Source organism: Citricoccus sp. NPDC055426 (genome assembly GCF_040677445.1).
Lineage (GTDB): Bacteria > Actinomycetota > Actinomycetes > Actinomycetales > Micrococcaceae > Citricoccus.
Genome location: NZ_JBFARZ010000003.1, coordinates 192,000 through 216,357, shown reverse-complemented (window position 1 = coordinate 216,357; position 24,358 = coordinate 192,000). Strand labels below are relative to the sequence as shown.

Sequence of the window (24,358 nt, the reverse complement as noted above, 5' to 3'; positions counted from 1 at the left end):
CACGAGCACCACCCCGCCGCGCACCCCGGGGCTGTTGGCCACCGCCGTCGTGCGCTGACTTTGAGGGCGATCCCCACCGGTGGGGATCGCCCTCACAACGTGGGGTGGGTGGGGGACCCTGGTTGCGGGGATCGGAACCCCGGGCCAGAGTGGGAGGTGGGGCCGGGGCATCATAGGGCCCGGCCCCCGGCGGTGAGAAGCACCGCCCACCTCAAGGATAGGAAGGAGACCGATGACTGCGACGGCAACGCAGCACAGAATCGACGCCTACCCCACCCGGAACAACGGTGAGGCCAAGGTCATGCCCCGCGACGGAGCGGTGGTGTGGGGGAGCGCCGGCGACGGCCCGATGGACCAGGCGACCCTGGACGGCTACGACGCCAGGGGCTACCTGACGATCGACCGGCTGGTCAGCGACGAGGAGGTGGCCGGGTTCCACCGTGAACTCGAGCGGCTCTCAAACGACCCGGCCGTCCGCGCGGATGAACGGTGCGTGATCGAGGCGAGCAGCCAGGAGGTCCGCTCGGTGTTCGACGTGCACCGCATCAGCCCGGTGTTCCGGCGGATCGCGAACGACCCCCGCGTGGTGGACCGCGCCCGGCAGCTGCTCGGCTCGGACGTGTACGTCCACCAGTCCCGGGTGAACTTCAAGCCCGGGTTCGAGGGCAAGGAGTTCATGTGGCACTCGGACTTCGAGACCTGGCACGCCGAGGACGGCATGCCCGCCCCCCGGGCCGTGAGCATCTCGATCTCGATGACGGACAACCACTCCTACAACGGGCCGCTGATGATCATGCCGGGCTCGCACCGTGAGTACGTCTCCTGCGACGGGGCCACCCCGGAGGACAACTACCGCAAGTCGTTGGTCATGCAGGGGGCAGGCACCCCGAGCAAGGAGATCCTGACGGACTTCTACGACCGCTACGGGATCGACGTCCTCGAGGGCCGGGCCGGCGGGGCGATCATGTTCGACAGCAACTGCATGCACGCCTCCAACGGCAACGTCACCCCGTTCCCGCGCTCGAACGTGTTCATCGTGTTCAACTCGGTGGAGAACACGCCCGAGGCGCCCTACGCCGCCGCCAGCGCACGCCCGGAGTTCGCCGGTTCGACCGATTTCACCCCCGCCGGAGAGCGCTGACAGTATGCGGTCGGGCGGTCGTCCGGACATTCCGGCGATGGCCATGAGGCCCGGGCGCAGGGCACATCGGCGGGCAACACTTTGCGGGCAATCCCCATCGGTGGGGATTGCCCGCAAAGTCATCTGGCGACGGTGCGACCACCGACGCCGGCTCAGCGCAGCTCGGTGCCCGTGGTGGCGTCGCGGATGATGGCCTCGTCCTCCGGGTGCTCGGCGAGGTGGTCCTGGTGGGCCTCCTCCACGTGCAGGTCGGATCCCTCCACGGACTTCGGCACCAGGGAGACGGCGACGAACGAGACGATCGCCAGGGCGGCGATGTAGACGCCGATGGTCCAGCCGGCACCGGTCTGGTTCAGCAGCAGCTGAGCGATCATCGGGGCGAAGGCGCCGCCGATGATGGAGCCGAACGCGTAGCCGATGGAGACGCCGGAGTAGCGGACATGGGCCGGGAACATCTCCGCATAGAGGGCTGACTGCGGTCCGTAGGACGGGCCGAGCCCGACGGTCAGGATGACGATCGCCAGGGCGAACAACGGCAGCGAGGCGGTGTCCAGGAGGAACCACATGGGGATGGCCCACAGGATGATGATGCCGTAGCCGATCTGGAAGGTGAGTATCTTGCCGATCTTGTCCCCGATCCAGCCGCCGAACATCGTGAACACCAGCCAGCCGAGACCGCCGATGAAGCTGGCGATCAACGTGGCGTCCCTGCTCATCCCGAGGTGGTTCGTGCCGTAGGAGGCGAAGAAGGCGATGACCAGGTAGCCCGCGGCGTTGTTCGCGGCGAAGATCAGGGCGGCCAGGATGACGTTCTTCTTGTGCGACTTCAGCAGCACGCCCAGGGGAGCGGCCGACTCCTTCTTGCGCAGCTGCATCTCCTTGAACACCGGCGACTCGTCCACCGCGCGGCGGATCAGGTAGCCGACGAGGATCAGGACCACGGAGGACAGGAACGGGATGCGCCAGCCCCACGCCAGGAAGGCCTCCTCGCTCATCGAGCTGGTGAGTGCCCACATGAAGAAGGTGGCCAGCAACATGCCGATCGGCACGCCGATCTGCGGGTAGGAGCCGAAGTAGCTGCGCTTGTTCTTCGGCGCGTGCTCCACCGACATCAGGGCGGCGCCGCCCCACTCGCCGCCGGCCGAGAAGCCCTGGGCGATGCGTAGCAGCATCAGCAGGAGCGGAGCCCAGAGGCCGATCTGTGCATAGGTGGGCAGCAGGCCGATCAGGGCGGTGGCGCCGCCCATGCCGATCAGGGTGACGACCAGGACCAGCTTGCGCCCGTACCTGTCTCCGAGATGCCCGGCGACGATGGCGCCCAGCGGACGGAACAGGAAGCTGATGCCCAGGGTGGCCCAGGAGATGACCTGCGCCAGTCCCGGATTGTCTGCCGAGACGGGGGCGAAGAACAGCGGGGCCAGCACGAAGGCGGCGGCCTGGGCGTAGATGAAGAAGTCGTACCACTCGATGGTGGTGCCGACGAGGGTCCCGGCGAGGACCTTGCGCTCTTCCCGGGTGCGCCGTGCTCGGGGTGCCACTGCGGCCTGTGGTTCTGCCATGGGGTGCTCCAGATCGGGTGTGGGGTGACGGTGCTGATTAGTGACCGACCGTTCAGTCACCTTGGAGATCATAGGCGATCTTGTGAGGCCTGTCACACCCTGCTCGACATCTATCCGGTGGCGAGGCTGTGCCGTGCGCCACCGTCCTGTTAGGGTGGTCGCAATACTGACCGATCGTTCAGGAAGGGCCTTGCCGGATGAGCACCCAGACCGCAGTACCCACCGTCCCCAGCTTCATCGCCGACCGGTGGTGGAGTCCCGCCGAGGGGTCCAGCACCCGGGAGGTGCTGGATGCCACCACCGGTGAGGCCCTGGCCCACTACGGGGCGGACGGCCTGGACCTCGCCGCCGTCCTGGAGCACGGTCGCACCGTGGGGCAGCGCGCGCTCGGTGCCCTGACCCTCCACGAGCGAGCCCTGAAGCTCAAGGAGCTGGCGGTCTACCTCAACGACCGGCGCGAGGAGCTCTACGCGCTCTCGAACCGCACCGGCGCCACGAAGGGCGACAACCAGTTCGACATCGACGGCGGCATCGGCGTGCTCTTCACGCTCTCCTCCAAGGGACGCCGCGAGCTGCCGAACGCCAACGTCATCCAGGACGGCGGGATCGAACCGCTGTCCCGGGACGGGTCCTTCATCGGCACCCACGTCTATACCCGCATCCCCGGGGTTGCCGTCCAGGTCAACGCCTTCAACTTCCCGGTCTGGGGCATGCTCGAGAAGTTCGCCCCCGCGTTCATCGCCGGGGTGCCGACCGTCGTCAAACCGGCCACACCGACCGGCTACGTCACCGAGGCCGCCGTGCGTCTCATGGTGGAATCCGGCCTCCTGCCGGATGGTTCCCTCCAGTTGATCTCCGGTTCCGCTCGCGGCCTGCTCGATGCCATGGACTACCGGGACCTGATGGCCTTCACCGGGTCCGCGGCCACCGCTCAGGGGCTCAAAGCCCACCCCAACGTGATCTCCGGTGGCGTGCGCTTCACGGCGGAGACGGACTCGCTGAATGCCGCCATCCTCGGGCCCGACGCCGTGGAGGGCACCCCGGAATTCGAAGCTTTCGTCAAGTCGGTGGTCACCGAGATGACCGTCAAGGCGGGCCAGAAGTGCACGGCCATCCGCCGCGCCATCGTCCCGGAAACCCAGCGCGCGGCCGTCGCCCGGGCGATCGGTGCCCGGCTCGACTCGCGCGTCGTCGTCGGCTCCCCGCAGGCCGAGGGTGTCACCATGGGCGCCCTGGCCTCGATGGAGCAGCTGCAGGATGTGCGCAGCGCCGTCGAGGACATGGTCGCCGCGGGCGGCGAGCTTGCCTACGGGAGCCTGGACGCACCCACGGTGCGCACAGCCTCCGGTGCGGAGGCCGTCGTCGAGAAGGGGGCCTTCATGTCCCCCGTGGTGCTCACCTGGGCCGACGCCGAGAACGATGTGGTCCACAGCCGTGAGGCCTTCGGGCCCGTGGCGTCCCTGATCGGCTACACGGACGTCGCCGACGCCGTCCGTCTGGCGGCCCGCGGCTCCGGTTCCCTCGTGGCCACCGTCTGCACCAACGATCCCGAGGTCGCCCGCGAGCTGACCACCGGGATCGCCGGCCACCACGGCCGCGTCCACCTGCTCAACCGGGAGACCGCCAAGACCTCGACCGGCCACGGGGCGCCGGTGCCCCATCTCGTCCATGGCGGGCCCGGTCGTGCCGGCGGCGGCGAGGAGCTCGGCGGCATCCGCTCGGTCAAGCACCACATGCAGCGCACCGCACTGCAGGGTTCGCCGAACCTGCTGACGGCCGTGACCGGTGTGTGGCAGACCGGGGCCGATCGGCGGATCGCCGGATCGGAGGCCTTCGGCGCCGAGCCCGGTGCCGTGCACCCCTTCCGCAAGTCGCTGGCCGAGCTGCGGATCGGCGACGCCCTGGCCTCCGACCTCCGCCAGGTCACCCAGGAGGACATCACGGCGTTCGCGCAGACCACCGGTGACACCTTCTACGCCCACGTGGACCAGAAGGCCGCCGAGGCCAACCCGTTCTTCCCGGGGACCGTCGCCCACGGCTACCTCCTGGTGTCCTGGGGCGCCGGCCTCTTCGTGGAGCCGGCCCCGGGCCCGGTGCTGGCCAACTATGGACTGGAGAGCCTGCGGTTCATCACGCCCGTGGCCGCGGGTGATTCCATCCGCATCACCCTGACCGCCAAGAAGATCACCCCGCGCGTGACCGATGAGTACGGCGAGGTCGCCTGGGATGCGATCATCCACAACCAGGACGATGAGATCGTGGCCACCTACGACGTCCTGACCCTGGTCGAGAAGGAGGACACCCTCTACCGGAACTGGACCTCCTGAGGTCCCGCCACCCGGTCCTCGAAGGGGAACGACGGCGGCCGGTCACCCGATCTCCCGGGTGGCCGGCCGCCGTCGTGAGAGGGCGCCGTGAGCGGCGCCGGGCATCTGCTCAGCCGCGGGCGCGCAGCCCGTCCACGATCACGGCGATGGCATTCTCCTCCACCTGCTCCGGGGTGGCCGGGCCATCGGGGCGGTACCACTCCACCAGGGAGTTGATCATGCCGAACATGAGTCGGGTGGTGGTCCGGGGCTCCACGTCGGCGCGGATGATGCCCTCGGCCTGGGCGGCGACCATGAGGTCGGTGACCCGGCGGTCCACGGCCCGGCGCCGCTCGAGGGCGTTGCGCTCGACCTCCGTGTTGCCGCGCAGGCGCAGCAGCAGGGTCACGTAGGGCTGGCGCTCCAGCAAGACCCGGATGGTGGAGCGCAGCGTGTACTCCAGGCGTTCGATGGTGCTGCCCCCGTGGGCCTGGGCATCGTCGCCGATGGCCTCGAGCGGGACCAGCGCCTCGTCGAGTGCGAGCCGCAGCAGGTCACCCTTGGAGGGCACGTGGTGGTAGATCGCCGACTTGCTGACGCCGAGCTCCTCGGCGAGCATGCCCATCGAGGTGGCGTCGTAGCCGTGGCGGTTGAACACCGTGACGGCGATCTGCAACACCGACTCCTGGTCGTATCCCGGGCGCCCCCGCCGGGGGGATGCCGAGGAGGTCGACGGGGCGGTAGCGATCGGCATGGGAGGGCTCCTGAGGGGTCCGGGTCGGGTGGACGTGGTCCCGTCTACTTCTGTCGAAGGTCGTGGATCCGCTTCAGCTTACCGACCGAGCGTGGTAGGGACTCGGGGTCCACTACATCGATCCGGCACGAGGACCCCACGTGGATCTTGATGAGCTTCTGCAGCTCACCGGCTGCGGCCAGGGCGCGGTCCGAGGTGCAGTCGTCGCGGCGCTCGATCTTGACGGCGAGCTGGTCCATACGGTCGGGACGGGTGATCTCCAGTTGGAAGTGCGGGGACAGGCCCGCCACCTTGAGGGCGAGCTCCTCGATCTGGCTGGGGAAGACGTTCACCCCGCGCAGGATGATCATGTCATCCGAGCGGCCGGTGATCCGGCCCATCCGGCGGTGGCCTGGCCTGGCTGTGCCCGGCAGCAGCCGGCTCAGGTCGTGGGTGCGGTAGCGAATGATCGGCAGGGCCTGCTTGGTCAGGGCCGTGAACACGAGTTCGCCCGGTTCTCCGTCTCCCAGGACCTTGGTCTCGTCGAAGGGGTCGAGGATCTCCGGACGGAAGTGGTCCTCCCAGATGTGGCAGCCGTCCTTCGTCTCCGCGGATTCGCCGGCGACGCCCGGGCCCATGACCTCGGACAGGCCGTAGATGTCGCAGGCATCGAGGCCGAACATGTCCTCCAACTCGTGGCGCATCTCCTCGGTCCACGGCTCCGCGCCGAGCACGGCAGTTTTCAGGGAGGTCATGCGCGGATCCAGGCCGGCACGCTGCATGGCGTCGCCGATGGTCAACAGGTAGGTGGGGGTGCACAGGATGGCGTCCGGCTCGAAGTCACGGATCAGCGTGATCTGCTTCTCGGTCTGCCCGCCGGACATCGGGATGACAGTGGTGCCCAGGTACTCGGCGGCGGCGTGGGCACCGAGCCCGCCGGTGAACAGGCCATAGCCGTAGGCGTTGTGGACCTTCCAGCCACGCTGCACGCCGGAGGCCCGCAGGCAGCGGGCGCCCAGCTTGGCCCAGTCGGTCAGGTCCTGCTGGGTGTAGCCGACCACGGTCGCGCGGCCCGTGGTCCCGGAAGAGGCGTGGATACGGGCAACCTGCTGCTGGGGTACGGCGAACATACCGAACGGATAGGTCTTGCGCAGGTCCTCCTTCTCCGTGAACGGGAACTTGGCCAGGTCGGCCAGTTCCTTCAGGTCGTCCGGGTGGACCCCGGCGGCGTCATACTTCTCCTTGTACAGGGGGACGCGCTCGTAGGCGTAGGCGACGGTGTGCTGGAGCCGCTCGAGCTGGATCGACTCGATCTGGTCTCGGCTCATGGTCTCTTCGGCATCCAGGCCGGCGTTCGGTGCGGGGGTGGTGAGCGTCTCGGTCATCTCTAAGCCTTACTCAAGCTGGGGCGTGCGGGGCACGTGGACGGGGAGGGGGGATCAGCGCTTCGGGACGGTGCGGGAGCGGCCGCGGAACTCGAGGATGACCTCAGAGCCCCCGTCCGGCAGGGACTGCAGCACCTGGATGTCGTAGAGGCCGCTGCGGCCCTGGTGCTGCCGGACGTCCGCGACGGCCGTCAGCAGCCGTCCGGGGATGCCCGGCTTGAGGAAGTTGACGTCCACACCGGAGGCCACGGTGATGGTGTCCGCAGACCCCTCCGGAGGATTGCAGGCCAGTGCGAAGGCGGTGTCGGCGAAGGCGAACACCATGCCGCCGTGGGCGATCCCGAAGCCGTTCAACATCTCGGCCCGCAACGTCATGGTGATGGTGGCGTGGCCGTCGGCGATCGAGACCACCTCGATGCCCATCCACTCGGAGGCCGCGTCATCGGCCAGGATCGCATGCAGGTCGCCGCGGGCCCCCGGGGCGGGGGAGGCGGTGGACCCGACGGGGGCGGTGTCCGTCTCGGTCATGGGGACTCCGATCTTTATAGACTGAACGATCATTAGGTAATCTCAAATTGTGATGTGGGTCAAGTTCTGCGCGTCGACACCGTGCGATCGAGCGGTGTTGACATTGGGTGGCTTGGGCCACATATACTGAACGAGCGGTCGGTAATTCGAGGCGCAGGTCTTTCCTGCCGCACCGCAGCAGACCCGCAACACCGTAGACCTTTGACGACCAGCCAGATGAGTCAAGCTCCTTGAACTCCCAGAAGAGGTGGGCACCATGGCCGAACAGAACAGCACCGACGGGCACAGCGGGCACCTGGCCGCCGTCCAGTCGCCCGATGAGGCGGAGGGCCAGCGCCGTTTCGACCAGGTCATCGCCGACGACTCCCGCATCGAACCCCGTGACTGGATGCCGGAGGCCTACCGCAAGGCCCTGACCCGCCAGATGGGTCAGCACGCGCACTCGGAGATCATCGGCATGCAGCCCGAGGCGAACTGGATCACGCGGGCCCCCAGCCTGAAGCGCAAGTCCATCCTGATGGCCAAGGTCCAGGACGAGGCAGGCCACGGGCTCTACCTGTATTCGGCCACCGAGACCCTCGGCACGGATCGGGACACCCTCAACGACCAGTTGATCAGCGGTCGGGCCAAGTACTCCTCGATCTTCAACTACCCGGCTCGGACCTGGGCCGATATGGGCGCGATCGGTTGGCTCGTGGACGGCGCGGCCATCGCCAACCAGGTGCCCCTGTGCCGAGCGTCCTACGGCCCCTACGGCCGCGCCATGGTGCGCATCTGCAAGGAGGAGTCCTTCCACCAGCGCCAGGGCTTCGAGATCCTGCTGACCCTGTCCCGCGGCACCGAGGCCCAGAAGAAGATGGCCCAGGACGCGATCAACCGCTTCTACGCCCCGTCCCTGATGATGTTCGGCCCCTCGGACGCCGACTCGCCGAACTCGAAGCAGTCGATGGCCTGGAACGTCAAGCGTTTCTCCAACGACGACCTGCGCCAGCGGTTCGTCGGCATGATCGTCGAACAGGTCAAGGTCCTCGGCTTGACCCTTCCCGACCCGGAGCTGCGCTACGACGAGGAATCCGGCACCTGGATCCACATGGAGCTGGACTGGGACGAGTTCAAGCGGGTGCTGCGCGGCGGCGGACCGTGCAACGCCCAGCGGATGGCGCGTCGGCGTGAAGCCCACGAGGAGGGCGCGTGGGTCCGTGAGGCAGCGGCCGCCTACGCCGACCGACAGCTGGCAGCCGAGACAGACAAGGAACGAGTGGCATGAGCAAGAACAGCAGCAGTGGGAACGGCAACGGTTCCAATGCGTCGAAGGCACCGGCCACGGCCGGCTGGCCCCTGTGGGAGGCCTTCGTGCGGTCTTCGCGCGGACTGTCCCACGTCCACGCCGGCTCCCTCCATGCCCCGGATGCGGAGATGGCCCTGAGCAATGCGCGTGACCTCTACACCCGGCGCAATGAGGGCGTGTCCCTCTGGGTCGTGCGCTCCACGGACATCCTGGCCTCAGACCCCGACCGCAAGGATGCCATGTTCGAGTCGCCGAAGGGCAAGGACTACCGCCATGCCACGTACTACACCGAGAGTGAAGGGGTGAAGCACCTGTGACCAGCAGTACCGACCACAGCCTGGACAGCTTCGGCGACGCCACGGCGTCCGCCACTCGTGTCACCCCCGGCAACGCCCTGCGTCCCGAGGACATCGCCCTGCAGGACGACCGGCCCGGCAGCGAGGCCGCCGCGCAGTACGCCCTGCGGCTCGGGGACGACGCCCTGATCCTGGCCCAGCGGCTGTCCCACTGGATCTCCCGCGGGCCGGAGCTCGAAGAGGATGTGGCCCTGGGCAACATCGCCCTGGACCAACTGGGCCACGCCCGATCCTTCCTGACCTATGCCGGTAAGGCGTGGGGCCGGACCGAGGACGACCTGGCCTACTTCCGCGAGGAGGAGGAATTCCGCTCCCTGCACCTGGTCCAACAGCCCAACGGCGACTTCGCGGAGACCACGGTGCGCGGACTGTTCCTGGCCGTCTATCAGCACCTGCTCTACAGCCGGTTGCTCGAGTCCTCGGATGCCACGCTGGCCGCCATCTCCGCCAAGTCCCTCAAGGAGGTGGACTACCACCTCGACCACGCCCGGCTCTGGACCATGCGGCTGGGCCGGGGCACGGAGGAATCCACCCGTCGGATGCGCCGCGCCCTGGAGAAGCTGTGGCCCTACACCGAGGAGCCGTTCCTGGACGACGAACTCTTCGACGAGCTCGAGGGCATCGCCCCCCGCCCGTCCACCCTGCGCCAGGACTGGGACCGGCAGGTGCAGGAGATCCTCACCGAGGCCGGATTGGCCGTTCCGGAGGCCCCCTACGCCATGTGCCGGGGACGGCACGGTGAGCCGTCCGAGCACCTGGGGTACATCCTGGCCGAGATGCAGGTGCTGGCGCGCAAGCATCCCGGCGCCACCTGGTAAGCCGTCAGGAGGACGAGCATGACACCCACCGCACTGACCGACCCACTCCACGAGATTGCCTCCCGGGTCACGGACCCGGAGATCCCGGTCCTGACCATCGCCGACCTCGGCATCCTGAGGGGCGTGGCCCAGGAGGGCGACGGCGCCGTCGTCGTGACCATCACGCCCACCTACTCAGGGTGCCCGGCCATGGATGCGATCCGCGAGGACCTGGAGCAGGAGTTCGCTGCCGCCGGGTACGCGGACGTCCGTGTCGAGCTGGTCCTCTCCCCGGCGTGGTCGACCGATTGGATGACCGAGGAGGGCAAGGCCAAGCTCGAGGAGTACGGCATCGCCCCGCCCACCGGCACGGGCCACCGCGGCACGGTCACCCTGGGCATGGCAGTCAAATGCCCGAACTGCCACTCCCTGAACACCCGGGAACTGGCCCGCTTCGGATCCACCTCCTGCAAGGCCCTGTACTCATGCCGGGACTGCCTGGAACCCTTCGACTACTTCAAGGTGCTCTCATGACCACGACTGCCCCAGACACAGCTACTGACCGCCGCCGGGCGTCGTTCCACACGCTCGAGGTGTCCGGGGTGCGCCGGCTGACCGCAGAGTCGATCGAGGTCACGTTCGCGGTGCCCGAACCCCTGGTGGGGGAATACGACTATGCGCCCGGCCAGTATGTGGCGTTGCGCAAGGAGCTCCCCGACGCCGAGGGGAACCTCAGCGAGGTGCGCCGCAGCTACTCGATCTGTGCCGAGCCGCGGCCCGGTGAGATCCGGGTGGCCATCAAGCGCGACCTGGGCGGGCAGTTCTCCACCTGGGCCAATGAGAGCCTGAAGGCCGGGGACACCATGGAGGTGATGAGTCCGGCCGGGGCCTTCATCTCCAAGCACCAGATGACCCATCTCAACCATCCCGAGACGATCGACACGGACAGCGATCATCATTTCGTGGCCGTCGCGGCCGGTTCGGGCATCACCCCGGTCCTCGCCATCGCCCGGACCGTGCTCGCGGCCAATGAGCACGTCCGCTTCGACCTGGTGTTCTCCAACCGGGCCGCCATGGACGTGATGTTCCTCGAGGAACTGGCTGACCTGAAGGACCGCTACCCCGCCCGGTTCGCCCTGCACCACGTGCTGACGCGGGAACAGCGGATCGCCCCGCTGCTGTCCGGCCGCATCGACCACGAGAAGCTGTCCACCCTGCTGTCCACCGTCCTGCGTGCGGACCAGGTCGACGAGTGGTTCCTGTGCGGCCCGTTCGAGCTCGTGCAGATGGTCCGCGACGAGCTGGCCGAGATCGGCGTCGACGCGGACAAGGTCCGCTTCGAGTTGTTCACGACTGGGAAGCCGGCCAAACCGGAAGGCCACATCGGCCGACCGGTCGAGCTCGACGAGACCGGCGACAACGTCCAGATCACGTTCACCCTTGACGGACTCCAGGGCGAGGTCGCCTCGCCCAAAGGCCAGCGCGAGACGGTGCTGAACGCCGCGCTGCGGGTCCGCCCGGATGTCCCGTTCGCCTGCGCCGGCGGCGTCTGCGGCACCTGCCGCGCCAAGGTGGTCACCGGTTCCGTGGAGATGGACGAGAACTACGCGCTGGAGCCGGACGAGATCGAGAAGGGCTACATCCTGACCTGCCAGTCCCACCCGACCTCGGACGAACTCGTCGTCAACTACGACGCCTGACACCGAGGCCGCCACCCACGCGCTATGATCGGCGCCGACTATGGCCAGGAGGCCCACCCATGATCGACCTGAACATCGCCGACGGGATCGCCGAGGTGGTCCTGAACGCCCCGGACAAGATGAACGCGCTGGACCCGGAGGCGCTCGCGGCGCTGGGCACGGCGTACGACGACGCCGCTGCCGCCGCCTCCCGCGGGGAGGTACGGGCGCTGCTTCTGCGCGGCGAGGGCCGCGGCTTCTGCGCGGGCCGGGACATCTCCGGCGTCGATCCGGCCGACGACGACGTGCTGGGCTACCTGGGGGGCCGCGTGACCCCGCTGCTGCAGAAGATGGCGTCCTTCCCTGCACCGACGTTCGCGGCCGTCCAAGGCGCCTGCCTCGGCGTGGGCCTCGGGCTGGCGATCGCCACGGACGTCGTCTATGTGGCCGAGAACGCCAAGATCGGCTCCCCGTTCGCCAACCTGGGGGCCACGCTGGACTCCGGCGGACACTGGCTGTTCGCCGAGCGGCTGGGCACCCACCGGACCCTGGACCTCATCTACACGGCCGAGCTGATCAGCGGAGCCGACGCGGTGGCCTCCGGGCTGTTCTCCCGGGCCATGCCCGCCGAGACCCTGCTGGAGGACACCCGGGGCATCGTCGCGAAGGTGGCATCCGGCGCCACCGGGGCCTTCCTGGCCTCCAAGGACCTCGTGGCGCAGATCCGCGACCAGAGGCTGGGGCTGTGGGAATCCATGGCCGACGAGAACCAGGCCCAGGCCGACCTGTGCGGCACCGCCGACTACGCCGAGGGCTTCGCCGCCTTCCAACAGAAGCGCAAGCCGGTGTTTCGGGGCGCTGTCTAGAGCCGAGACCGGCTACAGGACCGTGAACCCCGCGGGCAGGTCTCCGCGGCCCGTGATGGCCATGACCAGATCGACCGCCTGGCCGTTCTCGACCGCGAGCTCGGCCGCCAGCCGGATGACCTCGGGCCACGCCGCCGAGAGTCCCGATGGGACCTCCTGCCCCGTGGCGCGGGCCAGGTCCGCCGTGTGGACGGCCAGCTCGAAGGTGCGGCTGGGCAGGTAGCCCGCCAGGGTCATGGTGCCGACCGGTGTGCGCAACAGTGCGTCGTCCGGGGTGCGGTCCACCACCGCCATGGTGAGGACGCGGTCCCGGTCGATGGCCTGGGCGGGCTCGTCCCCCAAGGCCTGACCGGCGAGCCGGCCGCGTTCGGCGACTCCCTCGTCATCGTGACGGCCCCAGAAGGCCCGGTAGTACGCGACCGGACCGTCGACGAAGGGGGCACCCGGTTCCGTCCCGGCCTCCAGGTAGGCGGTGACGTTGACGATGGCGCGGTTCACGTGGCCGGCAAGGTCCCGCACAGTCCATTCGCCGAGGCCGGGGGCCTCCCAGTCGGTGATGTTTGCACACACGGCGGCCAGCGCCGTCGACGCTGCCCGGTAGGCCTCGACGTGGGGTCGCGGGGCTGGTCCGGTGGAGTGCTGGCTGTTGGAAGGTTGGGTGGCGACGGTGGGGTTCATGACCTCAGGCTCCCATGGGTGTAGGGCAAAGGTCAGCCTCTGGTTGACGTCGACCCCGGGTGATGCGAACCTTTAGTGAACGATTGGTCGGTAATTCATGACGAACGGAGCCGTAGTGAGCGAAGCATTTCTGGTCGGAGGGGCCCGCACCCCGGTGGGCCGGTATGGGGGCGCACTCTCCGCGATCCGCCCGGACGACCTCGCGGCCCTCGCCGTCCGCGCCGCAGTGGAGCGGGCCGGCCTCGACCCGGCGGTCGTGGACGAGGTGATCTACGGCAACGCCAACGGGGCCGGCGAGGAGAACCGCAATGTCGCCCGCATGGCCTGGCTGCTCAACGGGTATCCGGACCATGTTCCCGGGATCACCGTGAACCGCCTGTGCGCCTCCGGGATGAGCGCTATCCAGATGGCCTCGCACATGATCCGGGCCGGCGCCGCGGACGTGGTGGTGGCCGGCGGGGTCGAATCGATGTCCCGCGCGCCGTGGGTGATGGAGAAGCCGTCCAAGCCCTTCGCCAAGCCCGGCGAGGTCGTGGACACCTCCATCGGTTGGCGCTTCACCAACCCCGCCTTCCTCTCCGGTGAGTGCTCCCGGGACGGCAAGGCCACCTTCTCCATGCCGGAGACCGCCGAGGAGGTCGCCCGCGTCTACAACACCTCCCGCGAGGACTGCGACGCCTTCGCCGTCCGATCCCACGAGCGCGCCCTCGCCGCGATCCAGGCGGGCCGCTTCGCTCCAGAGATCGTCCCGGTCACCGTGAAGGGCCGCAAGGGCGCCGAGACGACAGTGGACACGGATGAGGGCCCGCGCGCCGGGACCACGGCCGAGGTCCTGGCCGGGCTGCGCCCGGTCGTGAAGGGCGGCTCCGTGGTGACGGCCGGCAACGCCTCCACCCTCAACGACGGCGCCTCGGCCATCATCGTGGCCTCCGAGGCCGCGGTCGCGAAGTACGGCCTCGCACCGCGGGCCCGGATTCTGGCGGGGGCCTCGGCCGGCCTCGCCCCGGAGATCATGGGCATGGGTCCGGTTCCCTCCTCCCGCAAGGTAATGGAACGCACCGGCACCGCGGTCGGCGAGCTGGCCGCCGTCGAGCTCAACGAGGCCTTCGCCTCGCAGTCCCTGGCGAGCATGCGCGCCTTGGGCCTGGACGCCGGGACGGTGAACAACGACGGCGGCGCAATCGCCCTCGGACATCCGCTCGGCTCCTCCGGGTCCAGGATCGTCATCACCCTGCTGGGCCGTCTCGAGCGGGAGGCCTCCGCCGGGGCCAAGGGACTGGCGACCATGTGTGTGGGCGTCGGCCAGGGGGCCGCGATGCTGGTGGAGGCCGTCTGATGGCGGCCAGCCCGAGTCTGGACACCGGGTCCTTCACCACGCTGCTCGTCGAGGAACGTGGTGACCGCCTCGTGGCCAGGCTGCACCGCCCGGAGGTGCGCAACGCGATCGACCAGGTGATGGTCGACGAGTTGCACGCCGTGTGCGCGCACCTCGAGCGGGTCCCGAAGACGCTCATCCTCACCGGGACCCCGGGAGACCCGGAAGCGGGGACGAAGGGGATCTTCGCCTCCGGCGCGGACATCGCCCAGTTGCGCGAACGCCGCCGGGGCGACGCGCTGGCGGGGATCAACTCCACGATCTTCGACCGGATCGCGGCGCTTCCGATGCCCGTCATCGCGGCCCTGGACGGCTATGCGCTCGGCGGGGGAGCGGAGCTCGCCTACGCCGCCGACTTCCGCATCGGCACCGAGGCGCTGCGGATGGGCAACCCCGAGACGAACCTAGGGATCATGGCCGCCGCCGGCGCGACCTGGCGGCTCAAAGAGCTGGTGGGGGAGCCGCTGGCCAAGGAAATCCTGCTGGCCGGGAAAGTGCTGCGCGGCTCGGAGTGCCTGGCCGCCGGGCTGATCACCGAGCTCGTGGCCCCGGAGTCACTGATGGACGCGGTCCATGCGCTGGCCGATCGTATCGGTGCGCAGGACCCGCTGGCCGTGCGGATCACCAAGTCCGTGTTCCGCGCTCCGCGGGAGGCGCACCCCGTGATCGACACCCTGGCCCAGGGAATGCTCTTCGAATCCGACGCGAAGTTCGAGCGCATGCAGGCGTTCCTCGACAAGACGAACAGGAAGTAGACCCGTCATGACTGATTCGCCCGAGACCAACGGCGCGCCTGCGCCGACGACCACTCCCTCCGATCCGGCTGTCTCTGCTGTTCCCTCTGTGCCGGCCCGGGTCGGTGTGCTCGGCGGGGGCAGGATGGGCGCCGGGATCGCCCATGCCTTCCTCATCCAAGGCGCCGACGTGCTCGTGGTGGAGCGCGATGAGGCCGCGGCAGCCGCCGCCCGGGAACGCGTCGAGTCCTCGACCGCGAAGTCCCTGGAACGCGGTGTCCTGGACGGGAACCTGGACGAGATCCTTCAACGGTTCACCGTCTCGGTGGACCAGGCGGACTTCGCCGACCGCGACCTGGCCGTCGAGGCCGTACCGGAGGACTGGGAGTTGAAGGTGTCCTCCCTCAAGGCCGTGGAGGCCCACCTCGGCCCGGAGGCTGTGCTGGCGTCGAACACCTCCAGCCTGTCCGTGACCGGTCTGTCCGCCGAGTTGATCCGGCCGGAGCGGTTCCTGGGCCTGCACTTCTTCAACCCGGTCCCCGCCTCGACCCTGATCGAGGTCGTCATCGGTGCCCAGACCGCCCCGGAACTGGTCGAGGCAGCCCGAGGGTGGACGGCCGGACTGGGCAAGACCCCGGTGGTGGTCAACGACGCCCCCGGCTTCGCCTCCTCCCGGCTCGGGGTCGCCATCGCCCTGGAGGCCATGCGCATGGTCGAGGAGGGCGTGGCCAGTGCCGAGGACATCGACAACGCCATGGTGCTGGGCTACAAGCACCCCACCGGGCCGCTGCGCACCACGGACATCGTCGGACTGGACGTCCGCCTGGGCATCGCCGAATACCTGGCCTCCACCCTCGGCGACCGCTTCGACCCGCCCCAGATCCTGCGCGACAAGGTCGCCCAGGGCCACCTCGGCCGCAAGACCGGCCACGGCTTCTTCGACTGGACCTGATCACCCCGACCCCGAACACAGAACCCCAGACCCCCAGGATCGCGGCCGCGCCAGAGGTCGAGACACGCCGGCCCAGTCGACAGTTACCGCTCTCGTGATCCGGGTCCGCGTTCCGGTCAGCGGGCGTCGACGTCCTCGAAGATGAGGAACGTCTGGGTGTCGAGCACCCCGGGCATCGACTGGATCTGGTCGAACACCACGCGCCGCAGGTCCAGGTTGTCCCGGGCCCGCACCAGCATGATCACGTCGAAGTTCCCGCCCACCAGGCTGACGTGATGGACCTCGGGGATCGCGGACAGGGCATCCCGCATCTCCCGCCAGCCGTGCTGGCGCAGCTTGAGGGTCACGTAGGCGGAGGACCGCAGCCCGGCGCGCACGGGCTCCACGACCGCGCTGTACCGGGTGATGACCCCGTCCTCCTGGAGCCGGTTGATCCGGGCGTAGGCGTGGGCCCGGGAGACATGGACCCGCTGGGCCAGGGCCGTGACGGACTGGCGGGCGTCCCGGGTGAGTTCGGCGAGGATGCGCTGGTCCACGTCGTCGAGCCGGGCCGGTGTGTTCTCCATCGGATCCCCTTCTGGATTTCGGCATCAGAACATCCATCAAAATATCCTGAATGGGCGGATACGTCCACGATGTCCAGCAGATGTGGCGACGGATGCCCCGCCGGAGCCACACTGGGAGCAGCAAAGTGTCGTCAACAGTGACGGCGGACACCTTCCGCACTGGAGGAACCATGGAGATCACGGACACCGCCCGGAGTTTCGGCATCTCGCCCGAGGACTACATGCTCCCGGCACGGCACCTGATCCGGATGGTGGATCCGGACGGAGCCCTGTTGCCCGCCGAGGAGCAGGGCACCGAGCCGGGACACGAATACCCGATCCCGGACGACGAGGTCCTGTTGCAGGCCTACCGCAAGCTCGTGGCGGGCCGGCGCATCAACGACCAGAACTCGGCCCTGGTCCGCCAGGGCCGGATGGCGGTCTACCCCTCCAGCCACGGCCAGGAGGCCTGCCAGGTGGCGGCGGCCGCCTGCCTGGCCGAGGGCGACTGGCTCTTCCCCACCTACCGGGACACCGTCGCCGTGATCTCCCGCGGCGTGGACCCGATGGACGTGATGACCATCTTCCGCGGCGACTGGCACGGCGGCTACGACCCCCAACACGAGAAGGTCGGCATCCAGTCCACCCCGCTGACCACCCAGCTGCTGCACGGCGTCGGCGTGGCGCATGCGGCCCGGTTGCGCGGCGAGGACACCGTGGTGGTGGCCTTGTGCGGGGACGGCGCCACCAGCGAGGGGGACTTCCACGAGGCCCTGAACTTCGCGGCCGTCTTCCAGCTACCCGTGATCTTCTTCGTGCAGAACAACCAGTATGCGATCTCCGTGCCGCTGGCCCGCCAGACCGTCGCACCCTCCCTGGCCCACAAGGCGGTGGGCTACGGCATGGCCGGAGAGCGCGTGGACGGCAACGACCTGGTGGCGCTGCTGTCCGTGCTGGAACGCGGCGTGCGGCTGGTCCGCGCCGGGGCCGGCCCGCTGCTGGTGGAGGCCCACACCTACCGCATCCAGGCCCACACCAATGCCGACGACGCCACCCGCTACCGCGACGATGCCGAGGTCCAGGAGTGGTTGGCCAAGGACCCGGTCACCCGGATGCGGACCTACCTGAGTGGCCGCGGCCTGCTGACCGAGCAGCTGCAGGCGCAGTTCGAGCAGGAGGCGGAGGATGTCGCCAGGGCCCTGCGGGACGGCATGAACCGCGAGGTCACCCCGGACCCCCAGGAGCTGTTCCGGCACGTCTACACCGTCCCCACGCCCCAGCTGGCCGAACAGGCGGAGCGGCTGGCGGAGGAACTGACCCGTGAGGAGGCATCATGAGCAGCAGCGAGAGCACCAGCACTGATACCAGCACCAGTACCAGCACTGACACCAGCACCGGCGCCGTGGAGGTGGCTGTCGACGCGGCCCGTGAGGCCGCCACCCGGGCCGGGGGCGCGGGGATCCCACGGGAACGCCCGGAGTCCCCGAAGGCACCGGTGCGGACCGGCCCGGTGACCATGGCCAAGGCGCTCAACGCGGCCCTGGCCGATGCGATGACGGCCGAGGCCGGCGTCGTGATGTTCGGCGAGGACGTGGGCACCCTGGGCGGGGTCTTCCGCATCACCGACGGGCTGGCCGAGCGTTTCGGCACCGGCCGCTGCTTCGACACCCCGCTCGCCGAGTCCGGCATCGCCGGGATGGCCGTGGGCATGGCGATCAACGGGATGCGTCCGGTCATCGAGATGCAGTTCGACGCCTTCGCCTACCCGGCGTTCGAGCAGATCGCCTCGCACATCGCCAAGATGCGCAACCGCACCGGCGGCCGGATGGCCCTGCCGATCGTCATCCGCATCCCGTACTCCGGGGGCATCGGCGGGGTGGAGCACCACTGCGACTCCTCCGAGGCCTACTACGCCCACACCCCCGGGCTGAAGGTCGTCACCCCGGCCACCGTGGCGGACGCCTACCTGTTGCTGCGGGCCGCGATCGACTCCGATGACCCCGTGGTGTTCATGGAGCCGAAGAAGCTGTACTTCGCCAAGGACCCGGTGGACCTGGACGCGCTGCGGGAGAAGTACGAGTCGGAGCACGACGCCGGCCGGCCCGGTCCCGGGGACGGGTCCGGCATCGCTGGGGGCAGGGATCCGCGGGCCGCGCTGGAATCCGGCGGGGCCGCCGTCGCGCGTCAGGGCACCGATGCCACGCTGGTGGCCTACGGGCCGTCCGTGCCCACGGCGCTGGCCGCCGCCGAGGCGGCGCAGGCCGAGGGGCGATCGCTGGAGGTGGTGGACGTGCGGACCATCGTGCCGTTCGACGACGCCACCGTGGCCGCCTCGGTGCGCAGGACCGGGCGCGTGGTGGTCATCTCCGAGGAGACCGGCTTCGGCTCGGTGGCCGGGGAGATCGCCGCCCGCCTCCAGGAACGGTGCTTCCACTCACTGGCCGCCCCGGTGCTGCGCGTGACCGGATTCGACGTGCCGTACCCGGCGCCGAAGCTGGAGCAGTATTTCCTGCCGTCGGTGGACCGCATCCTGGACGCCGTGGACGACCTGCAATGGGAGGACTGAGATGACCGTGCGCACCTTTCTGCTGCCGGACTTGGGGGAGGGCCTGACCGAGGCGGACATCGTCCGGTGGCTGGTCGCCGCCGGGGACACCGTGGCCGTGGACCAGCCGATCGCCGAGGTCGAGACCGCCAAGTCGCTCGTGGAGGTGCCCTGCCCCTTCGCCGGGACGGTGGCGACCCTGCACGCCGAGGCGGGCACCACCCTGGAGGTCGGCCTGCCGCTGATCTCCGTCGAGGACGGCGTCAGCTCAGACGAGGGGAACACCGCCGCCCCGGCCGAGGGTGCCCAGCCCTACGGTGAGGAGGAACTCGCCGGGGCCCGGCCGGAGGCGGCCGGTTCAGCAGGCCACGGGGAGGACAGCGAGGAGGACGACGGCGGCTCCGGCAACGTCCTGATCGGCTACGGCACCCCCGGCGGAGCCGCGAAGGGACGTACCCGGCGGCCCCGGCGTGCGGCGCCGGCTACTCCGCCGGCCGCAGCCCCGCCGGGCCCCTCGACCGACGCCCCCACCGCAGAGCCTCGGAACGCGCCCCGCGTGGTGAACCCGCTCGTGCGCAAGCTGGCCCGCGAGACCGGGGTGGACCTCGCCGCCGTGCGGGGGACCGGGCCCGGTGGGCTGATCATGCGCGCCGACGTGCTCTCCTCGGCCGGCACCGGAGCAGATGCCGCCGGGGCTGAGACCGACTCGGCGGTATCGGCCTCGGCGGCCGGAGGGGCGTCGTGGGCTCCGGAACCCACCGAGGCACTGGACCCGCGCACGGGACTGACCGTGGCCGGCGTCGAGAAGGTCTCCGGGGTCCGCAAGGTGACGGCCGCCGCCATGACCCGCTCGCGCCAGGAGATCCCCGAGGCCACCGTGTGGGTGGACGTGGACGTCACCCCGCTGGTCGAGCTGCGGGCCTCGATGAAGGCGCGCGGCGATCAGGCCGTGCCCGGACTGCTCGCCTTCGCCTCCCGCTTCGCGCTCGCCGGCCTGGCGCGCTACCCGGCGCTGGGGCACCGCTTCGAGCAGGACGGTGCGGGTGGGCACCGGATCGTGTCCTTCGAGGGAGTCAACCTCGGCTTCGCGGTGCAGGGCGAGCGCGGGCTCGTGGTGCCCTCGATCCGCCGCGCCCACCAGATGAGCGCCCGTCAGCTGGACGCGGAGCTGCGGCGCCTGACCGAACTGGCCCGCTCCGGCAAGGCCACACCGCACGATCTGGGCGGGGGCACCTTCACCATCAACAACTACGGGGTCTTCGGCACGGACGGCTCGGCGGCGATCATCAACCACCCCGAGGCCGCGATCCTCGGGATGGGACGGATCATCGACCGCCCCTGGGTGGTGGGCGGCGAGTTGGCCGTGCGCAAGGTGATGCAGCTGTCCCTCGTGTTCGACCACCGCATCTGCGACGGCGGCACGGCCGGCGGGTTCCTGCGCTACGTGGCGGACTGCTTCGAGGACCCGACGGGGCTGCTGGCCGACCTGTAGGACGGGTGATCCGCTGAGCTGGTCAGGTGTCCTGGCTTTCGAGCGCGTCCTGACGGTCCCGGCGAGAGTGCAGCACCCGGACGACGAGAAGGTCGCCGGTCGCGGTGGGTTGGTAGAAGAGCCCGTAGGGGAAGTGTCGCATCCTGGCTCGCCGGAGCGCATCGAACCCCTCCACGGGCGGTGCACCCCGTGGGAACAGCTGGAGCCGCTCCACGGCCGCGTCGACTGCGGCAAGGAACCTCTCGCCGAGGTCCGGATCGATGTCGGCGCAGTGGTCTGTGACCTCTTCCAGGTCTCTGACGGCCTCCGGCGTGAGGATCACCTTCATCGGCGGTTGCGGAGTCCGGCGTGGACATCGCTCCAGTCCTGCAGCGACTCCGGCTCGGCCTGGGCGGCATCCATCGCTGCGACGATCGCCTCGCGCTCCTCGTCGCTGGGGCGGTACGTGGCCTCACCGAAGTGGGTGCGCAGGGCCTCTTGGATGACCTCGGAGCGACTCCGGTGTTCCACGGACCGGGCACGTTCCACCAGGTCGTACAGTTCTTCGGGAAGGGTGACTGCCACCTTGCGCACTGCCATGCCGACCTCCTGGGTATGAGTTCATCATACCGATACACCGGGGTGTCATCGAGAGGTGTTCGGAGACACCGCCAAGGGGTTGTCCAGCTCGCTCGCGTAGGCCAGTGCGCCCGCCGGGAAGATCCACGGTGCGGACGAATCAGGAGCCGGCCGTGACCGTGGGGTCTGTGGTGCTCGGCTCGCTCACCGGTGACAGGTTCAGGTAGTAGGACATCAGGTCTTCGGCGGCGGCCGGATCCATGAAGGTGACCATGCCCCACGCCATGAGCAGGCACAGCAACACGCTGACGGCGATCCATATCGCACTCAGGCGGCCGAGGAAGCGCAGCTCGCGGGCCGTCTCCGGGTCGCCGTCGTGGCCACGGTCTGGCCGGAGCGGTGGTCCTGACGCAGGCGCAGGATCCGGTTGCCGTGGCTGGCGAGCAGGATGTCCTCGCCAAGGCTCCTCGAGGTGGCGCCGGAGAAGGTCCGGGCGCCCGGTCGCCGGACTGGCCCGTTCAGTCAATATGTGCGCCGATGTCAAAGGAACCATCGGCAGATCTTCGACAAGGTCCCAAGTTCGGGGGATCTTGACTAGACTTCAGTGATGGCCCTCACCACCCCCGCCTCCACCGTGACCCCCGACCTCGACCCGGTGGTCCTCGGCCGCCGCCTGCGCCATCTGCGCAAGGAGGCCGGGCTGACCCTGGATCAGGCCGCCGAGGCCGTGGGGGCCACCGGCTCCCATCTCTCCCTCGTGGAGAACGGCAAGCGGGAACCCCGGCTGTCCCTGGTCTCCAAGCTGGCCTCTCTCCATGCCACCACGGTGGAGGAGCTGCTGGCCACCGAGGCGCCCAGCCGCCGGGCCGCCCTGGAGATCGCCGTGGAGAAGACCCAGCGCAGCGAGTACTACGCCAGCCTCGGCCTGCCCCAGATCAGGATCTCTCCCCGAACCCCCACCGAGGTCCTCGAGGTCATCGCCGGGCTGGAGGCCGAGCTGAACCGGCGCATGGAGGAACAGGCCGCCACCCCGGAGGAGGCCCGGCGGGCCAACTCCGAGCTGCGCCAGGAGATGAAGGAGCGCAACAACCACTACCCGGAACTGGAGCGCAAAGCGCAGAGCCTGCTGGACGCCGTCGGGCATGCCGGGGGTCCCCTGAGCCACCACGCCACCGCCGACCTGGCGGACCACCTCGGCTTCTCGGTGCAGTCCGTGGCCAACCTGCCGCACTCCACCCGTTCCGTGACGGACCTGAAGAACCGACGCTTCTACCTCTCCCGAGCGCGCAACCCGGACCACGACCAGCGCTCGGTGCTGCTGCAGGCGGTCGCCTCCTACGTGCTGGGCCACGGGGAGCCGGTGGACTACTCGGACTTCCTGCGCCAGCGCGTCTACACCAACTACTTCGCGGCGGCGCTGATGATGCCGCAGAAGGAGACGGTGAAGTTCCTCAAGAACGCCAAGGCGCAGCGGGACCTGGCGATCGAGGACGTGCGGGACGCCTTCGGCGTCTCCTATGAGTCCGCAGCCCACCGCTTCACCAACCTGGCTACCGAACACCTCGGCATCACCTGCCACTTCCAGAAGGTCCACGAGTCCGGCATCATCCACAAGGCCTACGAGAACGACGGGGTGTCCTTCCCCGCCGACCACACCGGGGCGATCGAGGGGCAGCAGGTCTGCCGGAACTGGACCTCGCGTGAGGTGTTTAGCGTGGGCGACCGCTTCCGCGCCTTCAACCAGTACACGGACACCCCGGCCGGGACGTACTGGTGCACCGCCGTGGTGGAGGGCCATTCCTCGGGGTTCTACTCGCTGTCCATCGGGCTGCCGTTCGAGCACGCCCGCTGGTTCCGCGGGGCGGACACCACCTCACGCTCCGTGTCCCGATGCCCGGACCCGACGTGCTGCCGCGTGCCATCACCGGACCTGGAGGCCGATTGGGGCGGGCATGCCTGGCCCGCCGCCCGGGCCAATGCGCACCTGCTGGCAGCCCTGCCGGCCGGCGCCTTCCCCGGCGTGGACGAGGTGGAGGTCTTCGAGTTCCTCCGGGCCCAGGACCGGCGACCGGCCGGAGGGGGAGAAGCCTAGGCCACGCAACGCCAGACGTCGCGCATTTGTGAGAAAATGGTGGTCAGCCAAACTCACGGAAGGCACCCGACCCGTGGACGGGTCAGGTGCTGGGGGAGGCCTTCGCACCGAAGGAAAGTGACGTATACATGCAGTTGAGCCCCGGCAAGCTGGTTGTTCACCCCCACCACGGTCCCGCGGCGGTCACGAACCGCACGCAGCGCACCGTGAAGGGGACGGAGGTGACCTACATCGAGCTCACCATCCGGAGCAACAACCTGGTGGTGTCCATCCCGGAGTCCAAGGTGGAGGACATCGGTGTGCGCGAGGTCTACGGCCTGGCCCACCTGCGCACCCTGCTCGAGGTGGTGCAGGAGCCGTCGGGCGTGGAGGAGAAGCAGTGGTCCCGCCGGATGAAGGCGAACCAGGAGAAGGTGGCCTCCGGGCTGCTGGAGCAGATCGCCGAGGTGGTCCGGGACCTGGGCCGCCGCCGGGACACCAAGGGGCTGTCCATGGCGGAGAAGGACCTGTTCCGTGCCGCCCAGACCCCGCTGGCCGCCGAGGTGGCCCTGGCCCTGGACGTCTCCGATGACGAGGCCGTGGAGGTCATCGACGCCGTGGCCAACGGCGCCTCGCTGGACGAGCTGGGCTTCGCCGCGGACGGCTCCGCCACGGGCGCCGAGCCCGCGATGGCCTGAGACGCAGGAACATCATCCCCACCGGGGCACAGAGTGACCGCACCACGTCACAACGGTGGGGGTGATGTCATT

25 protein-coding genes are annotated in these 24,358 nt (G+C 69.3%); 16 read left to right on the top strand and 9 right to left on the bottom strand.

Annotated elements, in window-relative coordinates:
- The first annotated feature begins 232 nt into the window (after window positions 1-232).
- Window positions 233-1,141, top strand: a complete 909-nt coding sequence (gene thpD / locus AB0K08_RS06760) for an ectoine hydroxylase (protein ID WP_363352762.1) — start codon at window positions 233-235, stop codon at window positions 1,139-1,141.
- Window positions 1,142-1,293: 152 nt separating this feature from the next.
- Here thpD and AB0K08_RS06755 read toward each other — a convergent pair whose 3' ends face one another.
- Window positions 1,294-2,700, bottom strand: coding sequence for an MFS transporter (locus tag AB0K08_RS06755; RefSeq protein WP_363352761.1), 1,407 nt, complete (start codon window positions 2,698-2,700; stop codon window positions 1,294-1,296).
- A gap of 197 nt (window positions 2,701-2,897) precedes the next feature.
- Between AB0K08_RS06755 and paaZ the strand changes: the two genes are divergently transcribed.
- The gene (gene paaZ, locus AB0K08_RS06750; protein ID WP_363352760.1) at window positions 2,898-5,027 is read left to right on the top strand and encodes a phenylacetic acid degradation bifunctional protein PaaZ; all 2,130 of its coding nucleotides are present in this window, start codon (window positions 2,898-2,900) and stop codon (window positions 5,025-5,027) included.
- Between the two features lie 109 nt (window positions 5,028-5,136).
- On the opposite strand, the gene AB0K08_RS06745 is transcribed toward paaZ, so the two are convergent.
- From AB0K08_RS06745 to AB0K08_RS06735, 3 genes are read right to left on the bottom strand one after another with little or no spacing between them, the layout of a single operon-like run.
- Window positions 5,137-5,760, bottom strand: a complete 624-nt coding sequence (locus AB0K08_RS06745; RefSeq protein WP_345362367.1) for a TetR/AcrR family transcriptional regulator — start codon at window positions 5,758-5,760, stop codon at window positions 5,137-5,139.
- Window positions 5,761-5,804: 44 nt separating this feature from the next.
- Complete coding sequence (locus AB0K08_RS06740) at window positions 5,805-7,124, bottom strand: AMP-binding protein (RefSeq protein WP_363352759.1); 1,320 nt, start codon at window positions 7,122-7,124, stop codon at window positions 5,805-5,807.
- Window positions 7,125-7,178: 54 nt separating this feature from the next.
- Entirely contained in the window at window positions 7,179-7,652 is a 474-nt protein-coding gene (locus tag AB0K08_RS06735) for a hotdog fold thioesterase (RefSeq protein ID WP_345362361.1), read from the bottom strand.
- A gap of 256 nt (window positions 7,653-7,908) precedes the next feature.
- Here AB0K08_RS06735 and paaA point away from each other — a divergent pair, with 256 nt between their 5' ends.
- From paaA to AB0K08_RS06705, 6 genes are read left to right on the top strand one after another with little or no spacing between them, the layout of a single operon-like run.
- Window positions 7,909-8,919: a 1,2-phenylacetyl-CoA epoxidase subunit PaaA gene (gene paaA / locus AB0K08_RS06730; protein WP_363352758.1), complete on the top strand. Its 1,011-nt coding sequence runs from the start codon at window positions 7,909-7,911 to the stop codon at window positions 8,917-8,919.
- Window positions 8,916-9,257, top strand: a complete 342-nt coding sequence (gene paaB / locus AB0K08_RS06725; protein ID WP_363352757.1) for a 1,2-phenylacetyl-CoA epoxidase subunit PaaB — start codon at window positions 8,916-8,918, stop codon at window positions 9,255-9,257. The genes paaA and paaB overlap by 4 nt, the downstream gene beginning before the upstream one ends.
- Complete coding sequence (paaC, locus tag AB0K08_RS06720) at window positions 9,254-10,114, top strand: 1,2-phenylacetyl-CoA epoxidase subunit PaaC (protein WP_363352756.1); 861 nt, start codon at window positions 9,254-9,256, stop codon at window positions 10,112-10,114. Before paaB ends, paaC begins: the two co-directional genes overlap by 4 nt.
- An 18-nt stretch (window positions 10,115-10,132) precedes the next feature.
- Window positions 10,133-10,627 (top strand): 1,2-phenylacetyl-CoA epoxidase subunit PaaD, encoded by a 495-nt coding sequence (paaD, locus tag AB0K08_RS06715; RefSeq protein ID WP_345362349.1) that lies wholly within the window; start codon window positions 10,133-10,135, stop codon window positions 10,625-10,627.
- A complete protein-coding gene (gene paaE, locus AB0K08_RS06710) occupies window positions 10,624-11,793 on the top strand; it encodes a 1,2-phenylacetyl-CoA epoxidase subunit PaaE (RefSeq protein ID WP_345362346.1) in 1,170 nt (389 codons plus the stop codon). The genes paaD and paaE overlap by 4 nt, the downstream gene beginning before the upstream one ends.
- A gap of 59 nt (window positions 11,794-11,852) precedes the next feature.
- Entirely contained in the window at window positions 11,853-12,638 is a 786-nt protein-coding gene (locus tag AB0K08_RS06705) for an enoyl-CoA hydratase-related protein (protein ID WP_363352755.1), read from the top strand.
- Window positions 12,639-12,650: 12 nt separating this feature from the next.
- Here the strand turns inward: AB0K08_RS06705 and AB0K08_RS06700 are convergent, their stop codons facing one another.
- Window positions 12,651-13,316: a maleylpyruvate isomerase N-terminal domain-containing protein gene (locus AB0K08_RS06700; RefSeq protein ID WP_363352754.1), complete on the bottom strand. Its 666-nt coding sequence runs from the start codon at window positions 13,314-13,316 to the stop codon at window positions 12,651-12,653.
- A gap of 115 nt (window positions 13,317-13,431) precedes the next feature.
- Here AB0K08_RS06700 and AB0K08_RS06695 point away from each other — a divergent pair, with 115 nt between their 5' ends.
- From AB0K08_RS06695 to AB0K08_RS06685, 3 genes are read left to right on the top strand one after another with little or no spacing between them, the layout of a single operon-like run.
- Window positions 13,432-14,652 (top strand): acetyl-CoA C-acyltransferase, encoded by a 1,221-nt coding sequence (locus AB0K08_RS06695; protein ID WP_363352753.1) that lies wholly within the window; start codon window positions 13,432-13,434, stop codon window positions 14,650-14,652.
- Window positions 14,652-15,446 carry an enoyl-CoA hydratase/isomerase family protein gene (locus AB0K08_RS06690; RefSeq protein WP_363352752.1) on the top strand — a complete coding sequence of 265 codons (795 nt, stop codon included), beginning with the start codon at window positions 14,652-14,654 and terminating at the stop codon, window positions 15,444-15,446. Before AB0K08_RS06695 ends, AB0K08_RS06690 begins: the two co-directional genes overlap by 1 nt.
- 7 nt (window positions 15,447-15,453) lie before the next feature.
- Entirely contained in the window at window positions 15,454-16,377 is a 924-nt protein-coding gene (locus AB0K08_RS06685) for a 3-hydroxyacyl-CoA dehydrogenase family protein (protein ID WP_363352751.1), read from the top strand.
- Between the two features lie 116 nt (window positions 16,378-16,493).
- Here AB0K08_RS06685 and AB0K08_RS06680 read toward each other — a convergent pair whose 3' ends face one another.
- Window positions 16,494-16,943 (bottom strand): Lrp/AsnC family transcriptional regulator, encoded by a 450-nt coding sequence (locus AB0K08_RS06680; RefSeq protein WP_363352750.1) that lies wholly within the window; start codon window positions 16,941-16,943, stop codon window positions 16,494-16,496.
- Between the two features lie 170 nt (window positions 16,944-17,113).
- Between AB0K08_RS06680 and AB0K08_RS06675 the strand changes: the two genes are divergently transcribed.
- Genes AB0K08_RS06675 through AB0K08_RS06665 form a run of 3 tightly spaced genes read left to right on the top strand, consistent with a single transcriptional unit; the run spans window position 17,114 to window position 20,959 of the window.
- A complete protein-coding gene (locus AB0K08_RS06675) occupies window positions 17,114-18,259 on the top strand; it encodes a thiamine pyrophosphate-dependent enzyme (RefSeq protein ID WP_363352749.1) in 1,146 nt (381 codons plus the stop codon).
- Entirely contained in the window at window positions 18,256-19,488 is a 1,233-nt protein-coding gene (locus tag AB0K08_RS06670) for a transketolase C-terminal domain-containing protein (RefSeq protein ID WP_363352748.1), read from the top strand. Before AB0K08_RS06675 ends, AB0K08_RS06670 begins: the two co-directional genes overlap by 4 nt.
- A 1-nt stretch (window position 19,489) precedes the next feature.
- Window positions 19,490-20,959 carry a dihydrolipoamide acetyltransferase family protein gene (locus AB0K08_RS06665; RefSeq protein WP_363352747.1) on the top strand — a complete coding sequence of 490 codons (1,470 nt, stop codon included), beginning with the start codon at window positions 19,490-19,492 and terminating at the stop codon, window positions 20,957-20,959.
- A 22-nt stretch (window positions 20,960-20,981) separates the two neighbouring features.
- Here AB0K08_RS06665 and AB0K08_RS06660 read toward each other — a convergent pair whose 3' ends face one another.
- The 3 genes from AB0K08_RS06660 to AB0K08_RS06650 all read right to left on the bottom strand — a co-directional run bounded on the left by AB0K08_RS06660 (window position 20,982) and on the right by AB0K08_RS06650 (window position 21,821).
- Window positions 20,982-21,287, bottom strand: coding sequence for a type II toxin-antitoxin system RelE/ParE family toxin (locus AB0K08_RS06660; protein ID WP_363352746.1), 306 nt, complete (start codon window positions 21,285-21,287; stop codon window positions 20,982-20,984).
- A complete protein-coding gene (locus tag AB0K08_RS06655) occupies window positions 21,284-21,538 on the bottom strand; it encodes a ribbon-helix-helix protein, CopG family (RefSeq protein WP_363352745.1) in 255 nt (84 codons plus the stop codon). The genes AB0K08_RS06660 and AB0K08_RS06655 overlap by 4 nt, the downstream gene beginning before the upstream one ends.
- 139 nt (window positions 21,539-21,677) lie before the next feature.
- Complete coding sequence (locus tag AB0K08_RS06650; RefSeq protein ID WP_363352744.1) at window positions 21,678-21,821, bottom strand: hypothetical protein; 144 nt, start codon at window positions 21,819-21,821, stop codon at window positions 21,678-21,680.
- 303 nt (window positions 21,822-22,124) lie between these two features.
- Between AB0K08_RS06650 and AB0K08_RS06645 the strand changes: the two genes are divergently transcribed.
- Complete coding sequence (locus tag AB0K08_RS06645) at window positions 22,125-23,609, top strand: helix-turn-helix domain-containing protein (RefSeq protein WP_363352743.1); 1,485 nt, start codon at window positions 22,125-22,127, stop codon at window positions 23,607-23,609.
- A 128-nt stretch (window positions 23,610-23,737) separates the two neighbouring features.
- The gene (locus AB0K08_RS06640; RefSeq protein WP_363352742.1) at window positions 23,738-24,286 is read left to right on the top strand and encodes a CarD family transcriptional regulator; all 549 of its coding nucleotides are present in this window, start codon (window positions 23,738-23,740) and stop codon (window positions 24,284-24,286) included.
- Window positions 24,287-24,358 lie beyond the last annotated feature (72 nt).

Excerpts from the sequence above, each read along its gene's own strand:
- AB0K08_RS06735 (WP_345362361.1), bottom strand. The coding sequence starts at position 7,652 with ATGACCGAGACGGACACCGCCCCCGTCGGGTCCACCGCCTCCCCCGCC.
- AB0K08_RS06645 (WP_363352743.1), top strand. The coding sequence starts at position 22,125 with ATGGCCCTCACCACCCCCGCCTCCACCGTGACCCCCGACCTCGACCCG.
- AB0K08_RS06755 (WP_363352761.1), bottom strand. The coding sequence starts at position 2,700 with ATGGCAGAACCACAGGCCGCAGTGGCACCCCGAGCACGGCGCACCCGG.
- paaZ (WP_363352760.1), top strand. The coding sequence starts at position 2,898 with ATGAGCACCCAGACCGCAGTACCCACCGTCCCCAGCTTCATCGCCGAC.
- AB0K08_RS06690 (WP_363352752.1), top strand. The coding sequence starts at position 14,652 with ATGGCGGCCAGCCCGAGTCTGGACACCGGGTCCTTCACCACGCTGCTC.
- paaB (WP_363352757.1), top strand. The coding sequence starts at position 8,916 with ATGAGCAAGAACAGCAGCAGTGGGAACGGCAACGGTTCCAATGCGTCG.
- paaD (WP_345362349.1), top strand. The coding sequence starts at position 10,133 with ATGACACCCACCGCACTGACCGACCCACTCCACGAGATTGCCTCCCGG.
- paaE (WP_345362346.1), top strand. The coding sequence starts at position 10,624 with ATGACCACGACTGCCCCAGACACAGCTACTGACCGCCGCCGGGCGTCG.
- AB0K08_RS06660 (WP_363352746.1), bottom strand. The coding sequence starts at position 21,287 with ATGAAGGTGATCCTCACGCCGGAGGCCGTCAGAGACCTGGAAGAGGTC.
- AB0K08_RS06670 (WP_363352748.1), top strand. The coding sequence starts at position 18,256 with ATGAGCAGCAGCGAGAGCACCAGCACTGATACCAGCACCAGTACCAGC.
- AB0K08_RS06675 (WP_363352749.1), top strand. The coding sequence starts at position 17,114 with ATGGAGATCACGGACACCGCCCGGAGTTTCGGCATCTCGCCCGAGGAC.
- paaA (WP_363352758.1), top strand. The coding sequence starts at position 7,909 with ATGGCCGAACAGAACAGCACCGACGGGCACAGCGGGCACCTGGCCGCC.
- AB0K08_RS06655 (WP_363352745.1), bottom strand. The coding sequence starts at position 21,538 with ATGGCAGTGCGCAAGGTGGCAGTCACCCTTCCCGAAGAACTGTACGAC.
- AB0K08_RS06680 (WP_363352750.1), bottom strand. The coding sequence starts at position 16,943 with ATGGAGAACACACCGGCCCGGCTCGACGACGTGGACCAGCGCATCCTC.
- AB0K08_RS06685 (WP_363352751.1), top strand. The coding sequence starts at position 15,454 with ATGACTGATTCGCCCGAGACCAACGGCGCGCCTGCGCCGACGACCACT.
- AB0K08_RS06745 (WP_345362367.1), bottom strand. The coding sequence starts at position 5,760 with ATGCCGATCGCTACCGCCCCGTCGACCTCCTCGGCATCCCCCCGGCGG.
- AB0K08_RS06640 (WP_363352742.1), top strand. The coding sequence starts at position 23,738 with ATGCAGTTGAGCCCCGGCAAGCTGGTTGTTCACCCCCACCACGGTCCC.
- AB0K08_RS06705 (WP_363352755.1), top strand. The coding sequence starts at position 11,853 with ATGATCGACCTGAACATCGCCGACGGGATCGCCGAGGTGGTCCTGAAC.
- thpD (WP_363352762.1), top strand. The coding sequence starts at position 233 with ATGACTGCGACGGCAACGCAGCACAGAATCGACGCCTACCCCACCCGG.
- AB0K08_RS06665 (WP_363352747.1), top strand. The coding sequence starts at position 19,490 with ATGACCGTGCGCACCTTTCTGCTGCCGGACTTGGGGGAGGGCCTGACC.
- AB0K08_RS06700 (WP_363352754.1), bottom strand. The coding sequence starts at position 13,316 with ATGAACCCCACCGTCGCCACCCAACCTTCCAACAGCCAGCACTCCACC.
- AB0K08_RS06740 (WP_363352759.1), bottom strand. The coding sequence starts at position 7,124 with ATGACCGAGACGCTCACCACCCCCGCACCGAACGCCGGCCTGGATGCC.